Annotated in this window: 18 protein-coding genes; 3 read left to right on the top strand and 15 right to left on the bottom strand. The window is 72.6% G+C overall.

Going from position 1 to position 19,759, the window contains the following annotated elements:
* Window positions 1-165: 165 nt before the first annotated feature.
* The 4 genes from ACGFZS_RS25825 to ACGFZS_RS25840 all read right to left on the bottom strand — a co-directional run bounded on the left by ACGFZS_RS25825 (window position 166) and on the right by ACGFZS_RS25840 (window position 4,634).
* Window positions 166-1,242 (bottom strand): DUF2510 domain-containing protein, encoded by a 1,077-nt coding sequence (locus tag ACGFZS_RS25825; RefSeq protein ID WP_393797147.1) that lies wholly within the window; start codon window positions 1,240-1,242, stop codon window positions 166-168.
* Window positions 1,243-1,477: 235 nt separating this feature from the next.
* Complete coding sequence (locus ACGFZS_RS25830; RefSeq protein WP_393797148.1) at window positions 1,478-2,056, bottom strand: hypothetical protein; 579 nt, start codon at window positions 2,054-2,056, stop codon at window positions 1,478-1,480.
* A 159-nt stretch (window positions 2,057-2,215) separates the two neighbouring features.
* Complete coding sequence (locus ACGFZS_RS25835) at window positions 2,216-3,358, bottom strand: anhydro-N-acetylmuramic acid kinase (RefSeq protein ID WP_393797149.1); 1,143 nt, start codon at window positions 3,356-3,358, stop codon at window positions 2,216-2,218.
* A 4-nt stretch (window positions 3,359-3,362) separates the two neighbouring features.
* Window positions 3,363-4,634 (bottom strand): MFS transporter, encoded by a 1,272-nt coding sequence (locus ACGFZS_RS25840; protein WP_393797150.1) that lies wholly within the window; start codon window positions 4,632-4,634, stop codon window positions 3,363-3,365.
* 181 nt (window positions 4,635-4,815) lie between these two features.
* Here ACGFZS_RS25840 and ACGFZS_RS25845 point away from each other — a divergent pair, with 181 nt between their 5' ends.
* Complete coding sequence (locus ACGFZS_RS25845) at window positions 4,816-7,497, top strand: ATP-binding protein (protein ID WP_393797151.1); 2,682 nt, start codon at window positions 4,816-4,818, stop codon at window positions 7,495-7,497.
* 77 nt (window positions 7,498-7,574) lie between these two features.
* On the opposite strand, the gene ACGFZS_RS25850 is transcribed toward ACGFZS_RS25845, so the two are convergent.
* The 8 genes from ACGFZS_RS25850 to ACGFZS_RS25885 form a co-directional block, all read right to left on the bottom strand.
* Window positions 7,575-8,366, bottom strand: coding sequence for an SDR family NAD(P)-dependent oxidoreductase (locus ACGFZS_RS25850; RefSeq protein ID WP_393797152.1), 792 nt, complete (start codon window positions 8,364-8,366; stop codon window positions 7,575-7,577).
* Between the two features lie 49 nt (window positions 8,367-8,415).
* Window positions 8,416-9,534: a 4-carboxymuconolactone decarboxylase gene (pcaC, locus tag ACGFZS_RS25855; RefSeq protein ID WP_393659597.1), complete on the bottom strand. Its 1,119-nt coding sequence runs from the start codon at window positions 9,532-9,534 to the stop codon at window positions 8,416-8,418.
* Window positions 9,531-10,871, bottom strand: a complete 1,341-nt coding sequence (gene pcaB / locus ACGFZS_RS25860; RefSeq protein ID WP_393797153.1) for a 3-carboxy-cis,cis-muconate cycloisomerase — start codon at window positions 10,869-10,871, stop codon at window positions 9,531-9,533. The genes pcaC and pcaB overlap by 4 nt, the downstream gene beginning before the upstream one ends.
* Window positions 10,868-11,470, bottom strand: a complete 603-nt coding sequence (pcaG, locus tag ACGFZS_RS25865; protein WP_393797154.1) for a protocatechuate 3,4-dioxygenase subunit alpha — start codon at window positions 11,468-11,470, stop codon at window positions 10,868-10,870. The genes pcaB and pcaG overlap by 4 nt, the downstream gene beginning before the upstream one ends.
* 6 nt (window positions 11,471-11,476) lie before the next feature.
* Complete coding sequence (pcaH, locus tag ACGFZS_RS25870; RefSeq protein ID WP_355720577.1) at window positions 11,477-12,250, bottom strand: protocatechuate 3,4-dioxygenase subunit beta; 774 nt, start codon at window positions 12,248-12,250, stop codon at window positions 11,477-11,479.
* A gap of 87 nt (window positions 12,251-12,337) precedes the next feature.
* Window positions 12,338-13,540 (bottom strand): thiolase family protein, encoded by a 1,203-nt coding sequence (locus ACGFZS_RS25875; protein WP_393797155.1) that lies wholly within the window; start codon window positions 13,538-13,540, stop codon window positions 12,338-12,340.
* A complete protein-coding gene (locus tag ACGFZS_RS25880; RefSeq protein ID WP_393797156.1) occupies window positions 13,537-14,181 on the bottom strand; it encodes a CoA transferase subunit B in 645 nt (214 codons plus the stop codon). The genes ACGFZS_RS25875 and ACGFZS_RS25880 overlap by 4 nt, the downstream gene beginning before the upstream one ends.
* Window positions 14,181-14,936, bottom strand: coding sequence for a CoA transferase subunit A (locus tag ACGFZS_RS25885; RefSeq protein ID WP_365688092.1), 756 nt, complete (start codon window positions 14,934-14,936; stop codon window positions 14,181-14,183). Before ACGFZS_RS25885 ends, ACGFZS_RS25880 begins: the two co-directional genes overlap by 1 nt.
* A 184-nt stretch (window positions 14,937-15,120) precedes the next feature.
* Here ACGFZS_RS25885 and ACGFZS_RS25890 point away from each other — a divergent pair, with 184 nt between their 5' ends.
* A complete protein-coding gene (locus tag ACGFZS_RS25890; protein ID WP_393659610.1) occupies window positions 15,121-15,582 on the top strand; it encodes a MarR family winged helix-turn-helix transcriptional regulator in 462 nt (153 codons plus the stop codon).
* Here ACGFZS_RS25890 and ACGFZS_RS25895 read toward each other — a convergent pair.
* The 3 genes from ACGFZS_RS25895 to ACGFZS_RS25905 form a co-directional block, all read right to left on the bottom strand.
* Window positions 15,566-16,306 carry a class I SAM-dependent methyltransferase gene (locus ACGFZS_RS25895; protein WP_393797157.1) on the bottom strand — a complete coding sequence of 247 codons (741 nt, stop codon included), beginning with the start codon at window positions 16,304-16,306 and terminating at the stop codon, window positions 15,566-15,568. The two genes, ACGFZS_RS25890 and ACGFZS_RS25895, sit on opposite strands and share 17 nt — an antisense overlap.
* Before the next feature lie 74 nt (window positions 16,307-16,380).
* Window positions 16,381-17,376, bottom strand: a complete 996-nt coding sequence (locus tag ACGFZS_RS25900; protein ID WP_393797158.1) for a DUF3048 domain-containing protein — start codon at window positions 17,374-17,376, stop codon at window positions 16,381-16,383.
* Between the two features lie 121 nt (window positions 17,377-17,497).
* Entirely contained in the window at window positions 17,498-18,562 is a 1,065-nt protein-coding gene (locus ACGFZS_RS25905; protein ID WP_393797159.1) for an ATP-dependent DNA ligase, read from the bottom strand.
* A gap of 112 nt (window positions 18,563-18,674) precedes the next feature.
* Between ACGFZS_RS25905 and ligD the strand changes: the two genes are divergently transcribed.
* On the top strand, window positions 18,675-19,694 hold the full coding sequence (gene ligD, locus ACGFZS_RS25910; RefSeq protein ID WP_393797160.1) for a non-homologous end-joining DNA ligase: 1,020 nt from the start codon (window positions 18,675-18,677) through the stop codon (window positions 19,692-19,694).
* Window positions 19,695-19,759 lie beyond the last annotated feature (65 nt).

A 19,759-nucleotide genomic window follows, 5' to 3' on the forward strand; every position in this document is an offset into this window, starting at 1 on the left:
ACTACCAGGCACCCCGGCCCCGCACCAGGGTGTGAGTGTGCCGGTGCGCGGGCGGCCCCGTCGGGTGGGGGGGGGGGGGGCCCCCCCCCCCGGGCGGGGGGGGGGCCCCTTTGGGGGGGGGGCCCCCCCCCCCCGCCCGACAGTCTTTCCGGGGTCAGGAGCTTCTCAGACGGTCTGGCCGCTGCCGCTGCCGGAGGACACCTTGATGCCCTTGGTGATGTCGTCGATCACGGACTGCTTCTGGCCGACGTCGACACCGAACCGGACCACCACGATCTGCGCGGTGTTCCCGGGCGACGGGAAGGCCAGCGACTCGACATAGCCGTCGGCGCCCTTGCTGGTCACGGCCTTCCAGCGGACCAGGTAGCCCTTCTGCCCGGCCACCGTGACCGCCTTGGAGGCCAGCACCTCGTGCGAGGTGATCGAGCCGTAGGTCTTGCCGCCGTACAGCTGGGTGGCGGCCGCCTCGATGTCGGCCTTCGCGACCGCCTCGGCGGTGCTGCCCGACGTGCCCAGCACCAATGCGGGCGCCGAGTAGGCGCCACCGGTGCTGCAGCTCTGGGAGGTGTCGCCCGGGCACTTGTAGGTGCTGCCGGAGTCGACCGTTGCGCCCACCTCGGTCTGCTGGCCGTACCAGTCGTCCGGGATCGGAATGCTGATCCCGGAGATCGAGTCCGCCACCGAGCCGCTCTTGATCTTCGGCGCCTCGGACTGGTCCGGCGACGGCGACGCGCCGCCGTCGGTGCCGCCCGACCCCGAGCTGCCGCCCGACCCGCCGAACGGAAGGCCCTGCCCGCCGTTCTGCCCGTCGCCCTGTCCGCCGTTCTGGCCCTCGGGACCGCCCTGGCCGAAACCGCCCGGTCCGCCCGAACCCTGCTGCGCCGCCTGGCCGCCGCTGTCGCTGCCGTCGGAGGTGAGCGCCCACGCGCCCACCCCGATGGCGGCGAGCACCGCCACGGCCACACCGACGGCTATGCCGGTGCGCAGCCCGCGCTTCTGGGGCGTCGGCGGCACGGCGGGGTATGCCGGATACCCCGGATAGGCCGGGTACACCGGCTCGGTGCCGTCGGCCGGGTGGATCCCGTCGGCAGGCGGCTGCGCCGGGGGACCCCAGTCGGCGCCCGACCCGGCGGGGCGGGTCTGCTCGGTCCACGCCTTGCCGTCCCACCAGCGTTCGGTGGCCGGACCGTCACTTGTCTGCCCGGGATCGGGGTACCACCCGGGAGGAGTCACCTGCGTCATGCCCCCCACCGTATGAGGCATCGGTGAAAGTCGGATGAGAGGATCCGGCAACTTTCGGATGATGGCATCGGAGCGTTGGCTTCGCCCCGCAGTCGCACTGCCGGGATGCGCGCGACACACGGTGCCGCCGCCCGGCCGATCACCTGTCCGGACGTCCTGCGGCCCGGGCCTCCTCGACGTGGGGCCTTGCGCGCTGCAGCCGTGGAGTCGGTGTCGGCCGGTCGGCGTCACGCGGTCAGCAGTACTTCTTCTTGACCGCGGCGGCGAGACTGTTCTTGGGGACGGTGGCGCCGCAGCGAACCCCGCCCTCCACTTCGTTGGTCCAGCTCTGGGCCTTTCCGGCCTGGCCGGTCTTGAACCAGTGTGTGCCCTCGCATTCGTATCGCGTCCAATTGCCGCTCACCTTCCGCGTGCCCGCGTAGAGCACGTAGGTGTCGTTCTTGGTGAGCTTGTACGTGATGCTTTCCGAATGCTTGCTGGTATAGGAGCCGGACGCCTGGAGTTGAAAGTCGCTGGACTCCTCGAGGCTCACGAGTACGGCGTCCTCCTTGACCTTTTCGCCGATGCTGAACGTTACGGAGGCGCCGATGACGAGGATCTTCTCGACGCTGTACGTCTTGGTCACGGTGCCGCCGGTGTAGTTCTCGATGATCTTCCGGTGCGTGATCGCCCAGGGCTTCTTCACCGACGACCAGGTGAACTTGTGCTTGCCCGTGCAATTGACCACGGCGGAAGCCTGAGTTGCCGGTACGACGACAAGTGCTGACGCCATCACACCGGCGGAAAGGGCGGCACTCATCCACTTCTTGTTCATTTTATGGTTCCCCGTTGCGTGGTGAGCGGGCCGAAGCGGCGATCAACCCGCAATTGAATCGTGCATGCCAAAGCCGCTCGCGGTGCGCAAGTGCATCACACAAATCGCCACGGGGACAACGAATTTGAGCTAATTCACAGGTTGAGTGGGTGCGGCGCTTCACTCGATCCGCAGCCGCACCGGCGGAGCCGGTGCCCGGGGTGGCAGGCGCAGTGCGTCGCGGCCCGGGGTCAGGGAGCCGAGGATGCTCGGGTGGCGGGCGCCGGTGGCGGTCGGGGCGGTTCCGGGCAGGCCGTGGGCGGTGAGGAAGCCTAGGAGTGCGAAGGCGTAGGCCTCCTTGGCCGTTGCGGGCAGGCCGAGTTCGTCGGAGGCGCGGACCGGGGTGCCGGGCAGTTCGGCGCGGAGCATGGCCATCAGGGTGGGGTTGCGGGTGCCGCCGCCCGAGGCGACCACCTCCGTGGCGCCGAGGCCCCGGACGGCGTTCGCCACCGTCCGGGCGGTGAGCAGGGTGAGGGTCGCCAGCGCGTCCTCGGCGGAGAGCTCCTCGACGGTCCGCCAGTAGTCCGCGTGGAACAGTTCCTTGCCGGTGGTCTTCGGCGCGGGCAGCGCGTAGTACGGCTCCGCCAGGAGCCGCTCCAGCAGGGGCCCGTCCGGCCGGCCGCGCGCCGCCAGCGCCCCGTCCGCGTCGTACGCCAGCCGCCCGCCCGTGAACCCCCGGGCCGCCGCGTCCGTCAGCGCGCACCCGGGACCGGTGTCGAAGGCCGTGCCGTCCGGTGCCGTGAGGTTGGCGATCCCGCCGATGTTCAGCGCCACCGGCGTGCCCGGCCGGCCACCCAGCCACAGCAGGTCGAACAGGCTCACCAGGGGAGCGCCCTGCCCCCCGGCGGCCACGTCCCGGGGCCGGAAGTCGGCGACCACCGGCAGCCCGGTCGCCTCCGCGATCCAGGCCGGCTGCCCCAGCTGCAGGGTGCCGTGCACCCGGCCGCCCTCCGCCCAGTGGTAGACCGTCTGCCCGTGCGAGGCCACCAACTCGGCCCGTCCGCCGCACAGTTCACGGTCGGCCCGGGCGGCCGCCGTCGCGAACGCCTGCCCGATCCGGGTGTCCAGCAGACAGACCCGCGCCAGCGGTACGGCCGCCGGGGGCAGCGCTCCCGCGAGCGACTCGCGCAGTTCGTCGTCGTACGGGGTGCTCACCATGCCCAGCGGCTTCAGCAGCAGCGTGTCGTCCAGCAGCCGCAGCTCGGCCGCCGCCGCGTCGACCGCGTCGTAGGACGTCCCGGACATCAGACCGATCACCAGCACCGCGTCAACCCGCCTTCCGCATCCACGGCCGCAGCAGCGCCGGCACGCTGACCGCGCAGGTCGCCGCCGCGTAGTAGCCGGGGACGTCGAGGTTCCCGGTCCGCTTCACCGCCTCCGTGATGATGAGGCCCGCGCAGCCCGAGAACACGGCATTGGACAAGGCGTAGGCGAGTCCGAGGCCCGTGCAGCGCGCCCGCGCCGGGAACATCTCGGACAGCAGCGCGGGCCCCGGCCCCGCCATCAGCCCCACCACCGCGCCCGCACCGCACAGGGCCGCGCCCTTCACCCCGGCGGGGACCCCCGCGTCCTGGAGGAGGTGGAGCAGCGGCAGGGCCAGCACGACCACCAGGCCGGCGCCCGTCAGCATCACCGGCCGCCGCCCGACCCGGTCGCTGAGCAGCCCCGCCGGGAGGATCGCCGCCGCGAAGCCCAGGTTCGCCACCGCGGTCGCGAGCAGCGCCGTACGGAAGCCGGTGTGCAGCGCGGTCTGCAGATACGACGGCAGGACGACCAGGAAGGTGTACCCGGCCGCCGACCAGCCCATCACCCGCCCGACGGCCAGCCCGATCGCCCCGGCCGGCACCCGCACGGATGCCGCGGCCGGCTCCCGGAACTCCGGAGTCTCCTCCAGCCCCACCCGCAGCCACAGCGCGAGCAGCCCCAGGGGCAGCGCCAGCAGGAACGGCAACCGCCAGCCCCAGGAGCCGAGTTGGGCCTCCGTCAGGGCGGTCGCCAGCCCCGCCGCCAGCCCGGCCCCGGCCAGCAGCCCCAGCGCCACCGTGAACGACTGCCACGCCCCGTACAGCCCCCGCCGCCCCGGGGGCGCGAACTCGGTCAGCATCGCCACCGCACCGCCGAACTCCCCGCCCGCCGAGAGCCCCTGAACCACCCTCAGGAACGTCAGCAGCCAGGGCGCCAGCGCGCCGGCCTGCGCATACGTCGGCAGCAGGCCGATCAGCGTGGTCGCGCCCGTCATCAGCGCGACCACCAGGATCAGCACCGGCCGCCGCCCGACCCGGTCGGCCAGCTGGCCGAACAGGGCCGCGCCAAGCGGCCGGAAGAAGAACGCCAGCGCGAACGAGGCGTACGTCCGTACCAGCCCCTCGGCCGCGCTGCCGCCCGCCGGGGTGAAGAACCGCTCGGCGACGACCGTCGCGAAATAGCCGTAGACGGCGAACTCGTACCACTCGATGAAGTTGCCCACCGAGCCGGCCGCCAGCGCCCGGAGCGACCGGTTCCGCTCCGGTGCCGCACGATCTTCGAAAATCAGGTCCATTTTCCTGCCCATTGACGGTCCGTCCGCTGCACACCGGCAGGTCGGGGGCGTCCCGCGTCGCCCCGTCGCACCCACTTTCACCCGTCACGGCAACAGCTGCCCGGACCCGCCTCCGGACAGCCAACAGGACGGCTACGCTCGTGGTCTGTACGTCGTTCGGGCGACTTGGGGAGGCAGCGGGATGACGGAGGAACAGCCCCCAGGGGGCGCCGCGGCTCCCCTCTGGGAGCGCGACTCGGAGCTCGCCGCCATCACCGAGGCGCTCGACAGCCTCTGCGCCGACCGCTCCACTGCCGGCAACCTCCTGGTCCTGCGCGGCGAGGCCGGGATCGGGAAGACCGCCCTGCTGGCCGAGACCCGCCGGATCGCCGAGCGCCGTCACTGCACCGTCTGGTCCGCCCGCGGCGGCGAGACCCTGCGCAGCGTCCCCTTCAACGTGGTACGGCAGCTGCTCCAGCCCGCCCTGGTCTCCCTGATGCCCGAGGAGGCCCGCGAGTACCTCGGCGACTGGTACGAGATCGCCGGCCCCGCCCTCGGCATCACGGACCCCGGCGACCGCCGGGCCGACCCGCAGGGCGTCTGCGACGGCCTCGTCGCCGCCGTCCGTCGGCTCGCCAAACGCGAGTGGCCGCTGGTCCTGCTGATCGACGACGCGCACTGGGCCGACCAGGAGACCCTCGCCTGGCTCGCCGCCTTCGTCGAACGCCTCGACGACCTCCCCGCCCTGGTCCTCGTCGCCCGCCGCCCCGGCGAGGTCACCGGCGACAGCGCCCGCTACCTCGACGCCGTGGCCGCCGCGGCCGGACACCCCGCCCACACCCTCAGCGCCCTCACCCCGGACGCCACCGCCGGACTCACCCGCGCCACCCTCGGCGCACACGCCGACGCCCCGTTCTGCCGCGAGGTCTGGGCGGTCACCGGCGGCAACCCCTACGAGACCGTCGAACTCCTCGCCAAGGTCCAGGACAGCGAGGTCGAACCCGTCGAGGCCCGGGCCGGCGAACTGCGCGCCCTGAACCGGTCGGCACGGGGCGGCGGACTCGTCACCCGCCTCGAAGGCCTCGGCATCGACGCCACCCGGTTCGCCTGGGCCGCCGCCATCCTCGGCACCGGCATCTCCGTCGACCTCGTCGCCCAGCTCGCCACCATGACCGTGGAGGACGCCGAGCGCTGCGCCGAACTGCTCTGCGCCGCCCGCATCCTCACCGCGCCCGACCCGGCCGGCTCCCGGACCCACGCCGGCGACCTGGAGTTTGTCCACCCGCTGATCGCCACCGCCGTCTACAACTCCATCCCGCCCGCGATGTGCACCGCCATGCACGGCATCGCCGCCCAGATCGTCATCGACGACGGCCGGGGCATCGCCGAGGCCTCCCGCCACCTGCTGAAGGTGCACCCGGACGACGACGAGGAACTCGTCCAGCAGCTGCGCGACGCGGCCAAGGAACACCTCGCCGTCGGCGCCCCGGACGCGGCCCGCCGCTGCCTCGAACGCGCCCTGCTGGAACCGCCCGTACCCGAGGTCCACGCGCGCGTGCTCTACGAACTGGGCTGCGCCACCCTGCTCACCAAGCCCGCCGTCACCATCGACCACCTGCAGAGCGCGCTCGGCATGCCCGGCCTCGACAGCGCCGAACGCGTCGACGCCGTCTTCCGCCTCTCCCAGGCCCTGCTCCACAACGACCAGCTGGAGGAGGCCGTCCGCACGGTCGAGGCGGAGGCCGCCCGGCACGAGGACGGACCCCCGAAACTCCGGCTCCAGGCCGTCCAGTTCATGTGGGAGGGCATCGCCGGCGAGGCCGTCTCCGCCCGCCGCTCCGAACGCCTCGCCACCCTCGCCGCCACCTGCACCGGCCGGGACAACTCCGAGCGCGCCCTGCTGATGCTGCGCGGCTTCGACCTGCTCATCCAGGGCGAGAGCGCCGAAGAGGTCGTCGAACTCTGCGACCGCGCCCTGGTCAACGGCCGACTCGCCCCCGGACTCGGCTGGACCGACACCGAGTGGGGCATCGAGCTGCTGCTGATGCTCGCCAACTCCTACGTCTACACCGACCGCCTCGACCGTGCGGAGAGCCTGTACAACGAGGGCCTGCGCGCCTACGAGTCCGCCGGCTGGAGCGGCGGCCACCTGGCCCTCGCCCATGCCTACGTCGGCCTCGGGCACCGCAGGCGCGGCCGGCTGCGGGACGCGGAGACCTCCCTGCGGGAGTCCCTGCGGATCGCCGAGCGGGTCGGCCGGCGGCTGCCCCTGTACTGGACCGCCACCTGCAACCTCGTCGACACGCTGCTCGCCCGCGGCCATGTCGCGCAGGCCTGGGAGACCGCCGAGCAGTACGGCTTCGCACCGCCGTACCCCTCCACCATCGTGATGCCGGACCCGCGGTCCGTACGCGGCCGGCTGCTGCTCGCCGTCGGCCGCACGGACGAGGCCGTCAACGAACTGGAGGCGGCGGAGAAGGCGGCCGCCGCGCGCGGCCACTTCAACCCGGTGGTCGTGCCCTGGGCCCTCGACCTCGCCCGGGCCCTCGCGGGCGAGGACCCGGTCCGGGCGGCCCGGCTGGCGGCGGACGCCCGGCGGCAGGCGGAGCGGTTCGGCACGGACACCGCCATCGGGGAGGCGCTGCGGTGCGCTGCCGCGCTGGAGACCGGGCAACGGCAGGTGCGGCTGGCTTCGCAGGCGGTGGCGTATCTGGAGGCCTCGCCGTGCCAGTACGAACATGCGGCGGCTCGGGTGGAGTACGGGATCGCCGCGCGGTCGGTGGCCGAGCTGAACAGGGGGCTCGCGTTGGCTCGGTCGTGTGGGGCGGACGGGTTGGTCGCTCAGGCTCGGGAAGTGCTGGATACCGGGCGGGGGTTGCGTTGACGGGTGCGTTGCGGGGTGCGGGTGCGTGGGGGTTGATCGCGCAGTTCCCCGCGCCCCTAAAAGAAAAAGAAGGGGCGCTACAGCGCGAGGAGTTGATCGGTTACCGCTGAGAGGCGTTTCCGTACCTCTCGGTCGTACGTCGCCTCGTGCGCTCGCGCCTTGCTCGTACCGTCGAAATAGCCGCCCGTGCCCAAGTCCTGGGTGGCCAGGGCCAGTACGGCAGGGGCGCCGTCGGCCACCGTGCTCCAGGGGGCTACGCCGCCCTCGCGCACCATGGCCGTGTCCATGAAAGTGGCGGGATGCAGGACGTTCACGGACACGCCCGTGCCCGCCAGTTCCTCCGCCAGGGTGAACGTATGGGCCGCGAGGGCGAACTTGGCCCTGCAGTACGCCGCGAACCCCTGGTAGCCGCGGGTGAACTCGGGGTCGTCGAAGTCGAGGGGCTCCTGGCCGGCCGAGCCGACGTTGACGATGCGGGCGGGGGCGTCGGCGCGCAGGACCGGGAGGAGGGCGCGGGTCAGGGCGACCGGGGCCAAGTAGTTGACGGCGAGCCGGAGTTCGTGGCCGTCGGCGCTCAGCTCGCGGCCCGAGCCGGGCGTACCGGCGCCCACGCCCGCGTTGTTGATCAGCACGTCCAGGTCGGGATGCGCGTCGGCGACATGCGCGGCCAGCTCGCGGACCCGCGCCAGCGAGGCCAGGTCCGCGACGAACGCCTCGGCGTCGCCCTCGATGCGCAGCTCCTCCACCAGCCGCTCGGTACGGCCGGGGTCGCGGCCGTGCGCGAGGACGACATGGCCCGAGCGGACCAGTTCGAAGGCGACGAACCGGCCGAGCCCGGAGGTGGCACCCGTGATCAGGATGGTCGACATGCCCCCACCGTAGGCACAGCGCGCCCTCCTGTGCCTGTCCCCGCCAGTGTCACCCTTCCTCCTCCGCCAGCACCCGCTGCGCCGTGGCGAACGCCGAGTTGGCGGCGGGCACCCCGCAGTACACGGCCGTCTGCAGCAGCACCGCGCCGATCTCCTCCGGCGTGAGGCCGTTGCGCCGGGCCGCCCGCACATGCATGGCCAGCTCGTCGTAGTGGCCGTGGGCGACCAGCGCGGTCAGGGTGATCATGCTGCGCTCGCGGCGGGAGAGCGTGGGGTCGGTCCAGATCTCGCCCCAGGCGTAGCGCGAGATGAAGTCCTGGAAGCGGGCCGTGAAAGGCGTCTGGCGGGCCTGCGCCCGGTCGACGTGGGCGTCGCCCAGCACTTCGCGGCGGACCGCCATGCCTCGCCTGGCGCCCCCGTCCAGGTGGGAGCGGAGCGCGGTGAGAACGGCCTCGGGGCACTGCGCGGGCGCCAGGTGGGAGGCGTTCGGCAGCTCCACCAGCGTGGACGCGGGCACCGCGTCCGCGATCTCCCGCAGATGCGGCGGCGGGGTCGCGGGGTCCTGCCGGCCCGCGATCAGCAGGGTGCGTACGGCGATCTCGCCGAGCCGGTCGCGCAGGTCGAAGGCGGCCAGCGCGTCGCAGCAGGCGGCGTACGCCGCCGGATCCACCGTCCGCTGGTCCTCGACCAGCCGCGGCACGCTGAAACCGGGCGTGAACCAGCGGGTGCCCGCGTTCTCCGCCAGCCACTCCACACCTTCCCGGCGCACCCGCTCGGCCCGCTCCTCCCAGGGCCTTGACCCGTTGAAGTGGGCCGAGGAGCAGATCACGGCCAGGCTGTCGAGACGGTCCGGGTGGTGGACGGCCAGGTGCAGCCCCACGGCCCCGCCCAGCGAGACACCCGCATAGGCGAACCGGTCGATCCCGAGCGAGTCGGCCAGCGCGAGCACCAGGTCGGCGAGGTCACCGACGGTCGCACCCGCCTTGATCGGACCGGGCGCCGAACCGCCGTGCCCCGGCAGGTTCCAGCGCACCACCCGGTGGCCGATCGACAACTCGGGCGCCACCGCGTCCCACAGGGCGTACGAGGTGCCGAGCGACGGCCCGAGGAGAAGCGGGGAGGCGGAAGTCGGCCCCTCGGCACGGTGATCGAGCAGTTCACTTGTCAACGTCGCTCCAGTGCACGGTCGGTGAGGGCACCGGCGGAGCCGGTGTAGCGGGCGGGGTCGGTCAGGCCGTCGAGGTCGACATCCTTCAACCCGGGTTCCTCGGCGAGGAGTTCACGGAGTGTGCGGTGCTCGCTGTGGGTGCGGCGGGCGAGTTCGGTGAGCAGTTCCTTCGCCCGGGCCCGGCCGAGCACGGGGGCCAGTTCGGCGGAGAGCCGCTCCGAGACGATCAGCCCACCGGTGAGACCGAGGTGCCGGCGCATCGCCTCCGGGTGCACCCGCAGCCCCTCCGCCAGTTCCGCCGCGTCCCGGGCCGCGCCCCCGACCGTCCGCAGCAGGTCCCGCAACGGCTCCCACTCGGCGTGCCAGGCACCGGCCGGCCGCTCGTCCTCCGCGACCAGCGACCCGTACAGGACGGCCGCGAGCTGCGGAGCCCGCCGGGCCGCCGCCGCGACCAGCGTGGACCGCACCGGGTTCGCCTTGTGCGGCATCGCCGACGAACCGCCCCCGCTGCCCTCGGCGACCTCGCCGATCTCGGTACGGGACAGGGTCAGCACGTCCACCGCGACCTTGCCGAGGGCCCCGGCCGTGAAGGCGAGGCACCCGGAGAGATCGGCGACCGGTGTGCGCAGGGTGTGCCAGGGCAGCAGCGGGGCGGCCAGGCCGAGTTCACGGGCGTAGGCCTCGGGCAGCGCCGTGGGGTCCGTGGCGCCGTACGCCCCGAAGGCGGCCAACGTGCCCGCCGCGCCCGCGAGTTGCACGGGCAGCGACGCACGCACCCGGGCCGTCCGGTCCCGGGCGTCCAGGACCAGCGAACGCCAGCCGGCCGCCTTCAGCCCGAACGTCGTCGGTACGGCGTGCTGGGTGAGCGTGCGTCCCGGCATCGGCGAGTCGCGATGCTCGGCGGCCAGCCGGGCCAGCCCTCGTGCGGTGCGATCGAGGTCCGCGAGCACCAGGTCCAGGGTGCGGGCGGCGACCAGCATCGTCGCCGTGTCCATGATGTCCTGGCTGGTCGCACCCCGATGGACGTACGGCCCGTACTCCGCGCCGACCGCCTTCGTCAGATCGGCGACCAGCGGAATGACCGGGTTGCCGCCCGCGCGGGCGCGCTCGGCGAGGGCCCCGACGTCGAAGCGGCCGGGGTCGGCGGCCTCGCCCACGGCCGTGGCGGCCGCGTCCGGGGCCAGCCCCAGAGCCGCCTGGGCACGGGTGAGAGCCGCCTCCGCGTCCAGCAGTGCACCCAGATAGGCGCCGTCGCTCGTCGCGGTCGCGGCGGGGGAACCGGACCACCCGGGACCGAGCAGCCCGGCGTCACCGCCGCCGTACGTAGCTGGTGTCACTGGAACTCCAGGAAGACCGTCTCGCCCTCGCCCTGAAGGCGGATGTCGAAACGGTAGGTCCCCCGGCCCTCGTCGGCGGCGATCAGCGTGTCGCGCCGCTCGCCCACCCGGGTGAGCAGCGGGTCGGCGGCGAGCGCCGCGTCGTCGCCCGGCAGGTAGATCCGCGTGAACAGGTGCACCAGCAGCCCGCGCGCGAACACGCACACGCTGATGTACGGCGCCCCGCCGCCCCGGGCGCCGGGCCGCAGCGTCCGCGCGTACCAGTGCCCGTTGGTGTCCGTCTGGATCCGGCCCCAGCCGGTGAACTCCACACCGTTGCGGCCGAGGTAGTCACCGGTCGCCGGATCGCGGCGGATCGAACCGTCGGTGGTGGACAGGTTCCCGTCGGGGTCGGCGCCCCACAGCTCCACGAGCGCGTCCGGCAGCGGGTTGCCCTCGCCGTCCAGGACGTACCCGTGGACCGTGACCGTGTCCGGATGCCCGAGGGGCGCGATCTCCTCGCCGCCGCGGAACGGCAGCGCGTAGCCGTAGAACGGGCCGACCGTGTGCGACGGGGTGGGCAGCACGCTCTCCGGGCTGCTCGTGTCGATCTTCGTCATGGCAGGTCAGCGTCCTTCTTCGATCCAGGTGGCGTTCGGGCCGTCCAGCACGATGTCCCAGTGGTAGCCCATGGAGAACTCGGGCACGGACAGGCTGTGGTCGTACGTCGCGACCAGCCGCTGCCGGGCCGCGTCGTCCGTCACCGACTGGATGATCGGGTCGTACGGGAACAGCGGGTCGCTCGGGAAGTACATCTGCGTCACCAGCCGCTGCGTGAACGCCGTACCGAACATCGAGAAGTGGATGTGGGCCGGGCGCCAGGCGTTGACGTGGTTGCGCCACGGGTAGGGGCCCGGCTGGATGGTGGTGAAGCGGTAGCCGCCGTCGGCGTCGGTGATCGTCCGGCCGACACCCGTGAAGTTCGGGTCCAGCGGGGCGTCGTGCTGCTCGCGCTGGTGGGCGTAGCGGCCCGCCGAGTTGGCCTGCCAGATCTCGACCAGCTGCCCCCGGACCGGCCGCCCGTCCCGGTCCAGCAGCCGCCCGGAGACGGTGATCCGCTCACCCACGGGCTCACCGCTGTGCTGCACGGTCAGGTCATTGTCTATCCCCGTGATGTCCCGCTCCCCGAAGGCGGGCGAGTGCAGCTCCACCAGCTCCGGGTCCTTGGCCGTGTCGATGGCGACCAGGGGTTGCTTCGGATGCCGGAGAACGGAGGACCGGTAGGGGGCGTAGTCCCGCCGGGGGTGGTGCTCGACGGGGGCACCCTCGGCGACGCCCTTCTCGTAGGCGGCGTGCTCGGCGGCGATTTCGAGGTCGATGTCGGCCTGGGTGAGTGTCATAGAAAGTCCTAGGTGTGAGCGCCCCTTCAGGGGCGCGGGGAACTGCGCGACCAGCCACGACGCAACCCGCAGGTGCGCACGGCCCGTCTACCGTTCAAGAACAAGCGCGAGCCCTTGCCCGACGCCGATGCAAAGGCTGGCAACACCGGTACCGCTTCCACGCCGAGCCAGCTGATGCGCCACCGTCCCCGCCAGCCGCGCCCCCGACGCACCCAGCGGATGCCCCAACGCGATCGCCCCACCCTGCGGATTGAGAATCGCCGGATCGAACTCGGGCCATTCGGCGACACACCCCAGTACCTGCGCCGCGAACGCCTCGTTGAGTTCCAGCACATCGAGGTCGGCGAAGGTCTTGCCCGCCTTGCCCAGCGCACGCTGCACCGCCTCGACCGGCGCGAGCCCGAAGTAGTCGGGGTCCAGCGCGTGCACACCGGTCGCGGACACCCGGGCCAGCGGCTCCCGCCCGATCGCCTTGAGCCCCTCCTCGTCGGTCAGCAGCAGGGCCGCCGCGCCGTCGTTGAGCGGGGACGCGTTGCCCGCGGTCACCGTGCCGCCTTCCGTACGGAAGGACGGCTTGAGCTTGGCCATGGCAGCGAGGGAGGCGTCCGGCCGTACGCATTCGTCGGCGGCGAAGGCGACCGGGTCGCCCTTGCGCCGGGGCACGGCGACCGGTGCCAGTTCGGCGTCGAACAGGCCCTGCTCCTGCGCGGCAGCTGCCTTCTGGTGGGAGGCGAGGGCGAACTCGTCCTGCTGCTCCCGGCTGATCTTGTGCTTGTCCGCGATGCGTTCCGCCGACTCCCCGAGGGGGATGGTCCACTGCGGGTCCATCTTCGGGTTGACCATCCGCCAGCCCAGCGTGGTCGAGTACAGCTCCGCGTGCCCGGCGGGGAAGGGCCGGTCGTTCTTCGGCAGTACGTACGGCGCCCGGGTCATGGACTCGACACCGCCGGCGACGGCGATGGAGGCGTCCCCGGCGGCGATCGCGCGGGCGGCCTGGATGACGGCTTCCAGCCCGGAGGCGCACAGCCGGTTGACGGTGACGCCCGGCACGCTGGTGGGCAGACCCGCGAGCAGGGCGGCCATGCGGCCGACGTTGCGGTTCTCCTCGCCGGCGCCATTGGCGTTGCCGAAGTAGACGTCCTCGATCCGGGCCGGGTCCAGGGCCGGGGTGCGGGCCAGGAGTTCCCGGACGGCGTGCGCGGCCAGGTCGTCCGGGCGCACGCCCGCCAGAGCGCCGTTGTAGCGGCCGATCGGCGTGCGGACCGCGTCGACGATGTACACCGTGTTCACAGCAGACCCTCCGGGACAGTCAGCTTCGCGTCGGTCCGGGCCACGATCTCCTCGACACCCACGCCGGGCGCGGTCTCGACGAGGACCAGTCCCGCGTCGGTCACGTCGATCACGCCGAGATCCGTGATGATCCGGTTCACGCATGCTTTCCCGGTCAGGGGCAGCGCGCACTCGGTGAGGATCTTCGGCGAGCCGTCCTTCGCCGTGTGCGTCATGACCACGATCACCGTGCGGGCGCCGTGGACCAGGTCCATCGCCCCGCCGATCCCGGTGACCAGCTTCCCGGGAACCGCCCAGTTGGCCAGGTCCCCGTTGGCGGAGACCTGCATGGCCCCCAGCACGGCGACGTCGATGTGCCCGCCGCGGATCATGGAGAACGAGAGCGCCGAGTCGAAGAAGGAGGCCCCGGGAAGGACCGTGACGGTCTCCTTCCCGGCGTTGATCAGGTCCGGGTCGACCGCGTCCTCGGTGGGGTAGGGGCCGGTGCCCAGGATCCCGTTCTCGGATTCGAGGATCACCTCGACACCGGACGGCAGATAGTTCGGGATCAGCGTCGGCAGCCCGATCCCGAGGTTGACGTACTGCCCGTCCCGCAGTTCACGGGCCGCCCGTGCGGCCATCTCCTGACGCGTCCAGGCCATCAGCTGCTCACCGTCCGCTGCTCGATCTTCTTGTCCGCCGCCTGCTCGGGAGTGAGGGCCACCACCCGCTGCACGAAGATCCCCGGCAGGTGCACCGCGTCCGGATCGATCTCCCCGGGCTCCACGAGTTCCTCCACCTCCGCGATGGTGACCTTGCCGGCCATCGCCGCGAGCGGGTTGAAGTTGCGGGTGGACTTGTTGAAGACCAGGTTCCCGTGCCGGTCGCCCTTCGCCGCCCGCACCAGCGCGAAATCGGTGCGGATCCCGCGCTCCAGGACGTACTCGGTGCCGTCGAAGTCCCGCACCTCCTTCGCGGGCGACGCCAGGGCCACCCCGCCGGAGCCGTCGTAACGCCACGGCAGCCCGCCGTCCGCGACCTGCGTCCCGACCCCCGCGGGCGTGTAGAAGGCCGGGATCCCCGCACCGCCGGCCCGCAGCCGCTCCGCCAGCGTCCCCTGCGGGATCAGCTCCAGCTCCAGCTCACCCGCCAGATACTGCCGCGCGAACTCCTTGTTCCCCCCGATGTACGACCCCGTCACCCGGGTGATCCGTCCGGCGGCGAGCAGCACGGCAAGACCCGTGTCCATCGCCCCGCAGTTGTTCGAGACCACCGCCAGGCCCCCCACCCCCCGCTGGTACAACGCCTCGATCAACACGCCCGGGACACCGCTCAGCCCGAACCCGCCCACCGCCAGCGACGCGCCCTCCGGCACATCGGCCACCGCTTCCGCGGCCGTGGCGACCACCTTGTCCATCCGTGCAGCCTCATCTCTCAGCGAATTAATCAGGGCACTGAGTATTTCAGCGAGATGTCTGCCACGCTGCCACTGGTGTCGCCACCCGTCAAGACCTCGGATGATGGCAGACGGGTGTACAGACAGGATGGACGGCTGCGGGTATCGTTCAGTGCACCAACGAATTCGGACCATGGGAGGGCATATGGCGGCGGTGGACCTCACCACCCACCCCGGGCACCTGGCCCGGCGGCTGCAGCAGGCCCACTACCTGCTGTGGAACACGATGGTCTCGGAGGAGATCACCTCGCCGCAGTTCGCCGTCCTGAACGCGCTCGTCGCCGAGCCGGGGCTGGACCAGCGCACCGTGGGGGAGCGGGTGGGCCTGGACCGGTCGACCATCGCGGAGGTCATCAGCCGGCTCGGCCGGCGCGGACTGGTCGACAAGGTGCGCGACCCGCAGGACGGCCGCCGTTCGCTGCTGCGTCTCACCGACGACGGGCTGCGCACCCATCGCAAGCTCACCGTGCGCACCGCCCGGATGAACCAGGTCTTCCTGGCCCCGCTCTCGGCCGACGAGCAGAGTCAGTTCTTCGACCTGATCCGCCGCGTCGCGGACGCGGCGGAGGGACTGCGCAATCCGGCGGAACTCACGGTTTCCGGGTGACCCAGAGCAGTTCCGCCGGCCAGCGGTGTGCCCAGTCCGGTGGGTCGGTCTCGTTGTAGCCGTTGGGTGTTCCGGGTTCGGGCCGCGGCTCGATGAGGTCGTCGATGACGAGACCCGCGCCGCGCAGCACCTTGACCCAGCCGCCGTAGGTGAGCTGATAGCTGGTCGCGCCGTCGACTTCGGCGATGGTGTCCAGCCCGAAGTAGTCCTGCCGCAGCGTCGTGGTCACGCGGCCGGCGGCTTCGTCGTAGCAGGCTTCGAACCAGGGGCTGGCGACGTTGAACACCAGGCGCCCGCCTGGGCGCAGGACGCGTGCGGCCTGCGGGACGGCCAGGTGCGGGGGCGCCCAGCTGAGCCCGCCGAAGTCGCAGAAGACCAGGTCGAAGCTGTCGGCGGCGAAGGGGAGCCGTTCGGCGGCGCCCTGCACCAGCGGGTAGCGGGCCGCTCCCATCGCGTGGGCCGCTGCGGCGAGTTGGGCTTCGGACAGGTCGAGCCCGACCACGGTGGCGCCCTCGGCGGCGAGCGCCCTGGACCACTGGCCGGCGCCGCAGCCGAGTTCGAGGACGCGCTTGCCGGTGACCTCGCCCAGGGCGTTCAGGTGCGCGTCCGGGATGGAGTACATGCCCCACAGCCGGGGTGCGGCGCCGATCCGCGGGTCGTGCTCGTGCTGGTAGGCGCTGCTGATCCGGTTCCAGAGCCGCCGGTTGGCGGGGATGCTGTCCACGCGCCGACTCCAGCACCGCCTGCAGCGGGCGGTCAACAGGATTAGGGCACGGGCCGTGATCCGCCGGACGAGCCCTAGGCCTTCGCGAACACCACCCACACCTGGCCGTCGGCGAAGTCCACCGGACCGCCGTCCGCGCCGGTGAACGTCGTACCGTCCGTGGCGGCCGGCCGTGACCACCTGCACTCGAACGACCGCCCGTCCCGCAGCACTTCGGCCTTCCCCGTCCCCACGGTCTCGGTGTACGGCGTGTAGTTGCCGAGCACGTCGTGATACGTGGACTTGGTCACCCGCACGTACTGCACCACGACCGTGGCGGCGGCCAGCCGCGTTCCGGCCGTGGTCCGGGCCGGGGTGCCGTCCATCGACACCAGCCAGCGGTGCCGGTCGGCGGACCAGGTGAAGGTGAAGCGGGCCGCCGGGTAGCGCACCGTGCGCGCGGCCGTGACCGTGCCGCCGGCCGGGGCGGGGCCGTAGCGGAAGCCGGTGGTGAGGGCCGCATTGCCGGGGGGCTCGGGCAGCAGCTCGGCAGGCCGGAGGTAGAGGTTGTGCGGCGCGGGGTGGTCCGTGCCGCGGTAGAAGGCGGCGGACTTCCCGCCGGGTGTCTCGGGGAGCAGGGGAGCCTTGTCGATCAGGGGCAGCAGTCTGCGCTGGGCGCCGGAGAAGGCGAGGGTCGGGTGGTCGAACTGGCGCAGCAGCTCCAGGTCGGACTCGCGGGCGCTGCGCACCGGGCCGATGACCTTGGGCAGCTTGGTGGCGTACACCGCCATCAGTCGGCTGAGGCCGCCCTCCACCTGCTCCGCGTACACCACGTCCGCCGAGTCCAGTCCGGTCTGGGGGCGGGCCGCGGCCACGTTGTCGATCTTCACGGCCAGGACGGATCCGGTGGTCCGCGGCGCGCTCGGTGCCGGGGTGCCCGCACTCGGCGTCGGGGAGGCCCGTGGTGCGCGGCCGTCGTCCGCCGTGCCGTGCCGGGTGCAGCCCGCCGTGAGGGAAGCCGTCGTCGCTGCCGCCGCCAGCGCTGCCGCCAGTACGGTGCGGCGTGTCGGCGCCTCGTGTCGTATGTCCATCGCGGCCCCCCGGTCGCCCCGCCCCGTTCACGCTCTTGCTTGATTGTGTGCTCAACAAGTCATCGGGGGCCATACCCGGTCGAACCGGATCGGGGACGGATCGGGGACGGTTCGGGGACGGTCAGGACCCCAGGATCTCCCCGAGGTCGTAGCGCACCGGCTCCTCCAGCTGGGCGTAGGTGCAGCTCTCCGGTGTGCGGTCCGGGCGCCAGCGGCGGAAGCGGGCCGTGTGCCGGAAGCGGGCGCCGTTCTCCATGTGGTCGTACGCCACCTCGGCCACCCGCTCCGGCCGCAGCGGCACCCAGGACAGGTCCTTCTTGCCCGACCAGCGGCTCGGCGCGCCGGGCAGCCGGGCCGACTCGTGGGCGGCCTCCTCCGTCCAGGCCGCCCACGGGTGCCCGGAGACGTCCGCCATGCGCAGCGGCTCCAGCTCCTCGATCAGCTCGGCGCGCCGCTTCATGGGGAAGGCGGCGGAGACCCCTACATGCTGCAGGGCGCCCCGGTCGTCGTACAGGCCCAGGAGCAGCGAGCCCACCACCGGGCCGCTCTTGTGCAGGCGGTAGCCCGCCACCACGACATCGGCCGTCCGCTCGTGCTTGACCTTGAACATGGCCCGCTCGTCGGGGAGGTAGCGCAGCGTGAGGGGCTTGGCGATGACCCCGTCGAGGCCGGCCCCCTCGTACTGCTCGAACCACTGCCGGGCCACCTTCACATCGGTCGTCGCGGGCGCCAGATGCACCGGTGGGGTCGCGTCGGCCAGCGCCCGGGCGAGCAGCGCGCGGCGGTCGGTCAGCGGGACGTCGAGGAGGGACTCGTCGTGCAGCGCCAGCAGGTCGAAGGCGACGAAGGAGGCGGGCGTGCGCTCCGCGAGCGTGCGGACCCGGGAGTCCGCCGGATGGATCCGCTCGGTCAGGGCGTCGAAGTCCAGCCGGCCCTCCCGCGCGATCACGATCTCCCCGTCCAGCACGCACCGCTCCGGCACCCGCTCCTTCAGCGCCGCCACCAGCTCGGGAAAGTACCTGGTCAACGGCTTCCCGGTGCGGCTGCCCAGCTCCACCTCGGCGCCGTCACGGAACACGATCGCCCGGAAGCCGTCCCACTTCGCCTCGTACTGCATGTCCGGCGGGATCGCCGCCACCGACTTGGCGAGCATCGGCTTCACGGGTGGCATCACCGGCAGATCCATGCTCCGACTGTACGAGGGGTCCCCGGCCTCCGCTCGTCACGCGGCGCGCCTTCCGTACGCGGGCCCGGCAGGCCGATATGCGGGGTGGGGGCGGTGCGCCTACCGTGGCGGCATGGCGAAAGCGGTGGAACTGGAGGTGGCCGGCCGGACCGTACGGCTGTCCAGCCCCGACAAGGTCTTCTTCCCGGAGCGCGGTTTCACCAAGCTGGACGTCGCCCGCTACTACGCGGCCGTGGCCCCCGGCATCCTGCGCGCCCTGCGCGACCGGCCCACCACCCTCCAGCGCTACCCGGACGGCGTCGAGGGCGAGTGGTTCTACCAGAAGCGCGCGCCCAAGGGCATGCCCGACTGGATCCCCACCGCCCACATCACCTTCCCCAGCGGCCGCACCGCCGACGAGATGTGCCCCACCGAGGAGGCCGCCGTGGTGTGGGCCGCGCAGTACGGCACGCTCACCTTCCATCCCTGGCCGGTGCGCCGGGCCGACGTCGACAGCCCCGACGAACTCCGGATCGACCTCGATCCGCAGCCCGGCACCGACTTCGGCGACGCCGTCCGCGCCGCCCACGAACTGCGCGCCGTCCTCGACGAGTTCGGCGGACTGCGCGGCTGGCCCAAGACCTCCGGCGGCCGGGGCCTGCACGTCTTCGTACCGATCGAACCCCGCTGGACCTTCGTCCAGGTCCGCCGGGCCGCGATCGCCCTGGGCCGTGAGCTGGAACGCCGGATGCCCGACCGGGTGACCATCAAGTGGTGGAAGGAGGAGCGCGGCGAGCGCATCTTCGTCGACTACAACCAGACCGCCCGCGACCGCACCATCGCCTCCGCCTACTCCCTGCGGCCCCGCCCGAACGCCCCGGTCTCCGCGCCCCTGCGCTGGGACGAGGTCGACGACGTGCGGCCGGGCGACTTCGACCTCGCCACGATGCCCGCCCGGTTCGCCGAAGTCGGCGACGTGCACGCCGACATGGACGACCACGCCTACTCCCTCGACGCGCTCCTGGAACTCGCCCGCCGCGACGAACACGAGCACGGGCTCGGCGATCTGCCGTACCCGCCCGAGTACCCGAAGATGCCGGGCGAACCGAAACGCGTCCAGCCGAGCCGGGCACGGCCCGAAGAGCCCTCCTGACGCCACGACTTGGGGCGGTCACCCGGGGCTATGCTGATCACCAGCCGCCGACGAGGAGGGCCGAG

Origin of the sequence: Streptomyces sp. NPDC048288 (assembly GCF_043201555.1) — a bacterium.
GTDB lineage: Bacteria > Actinomycetota > Actinomycetes > Streptomycetales > Streptomycetaceae > Streptomyces.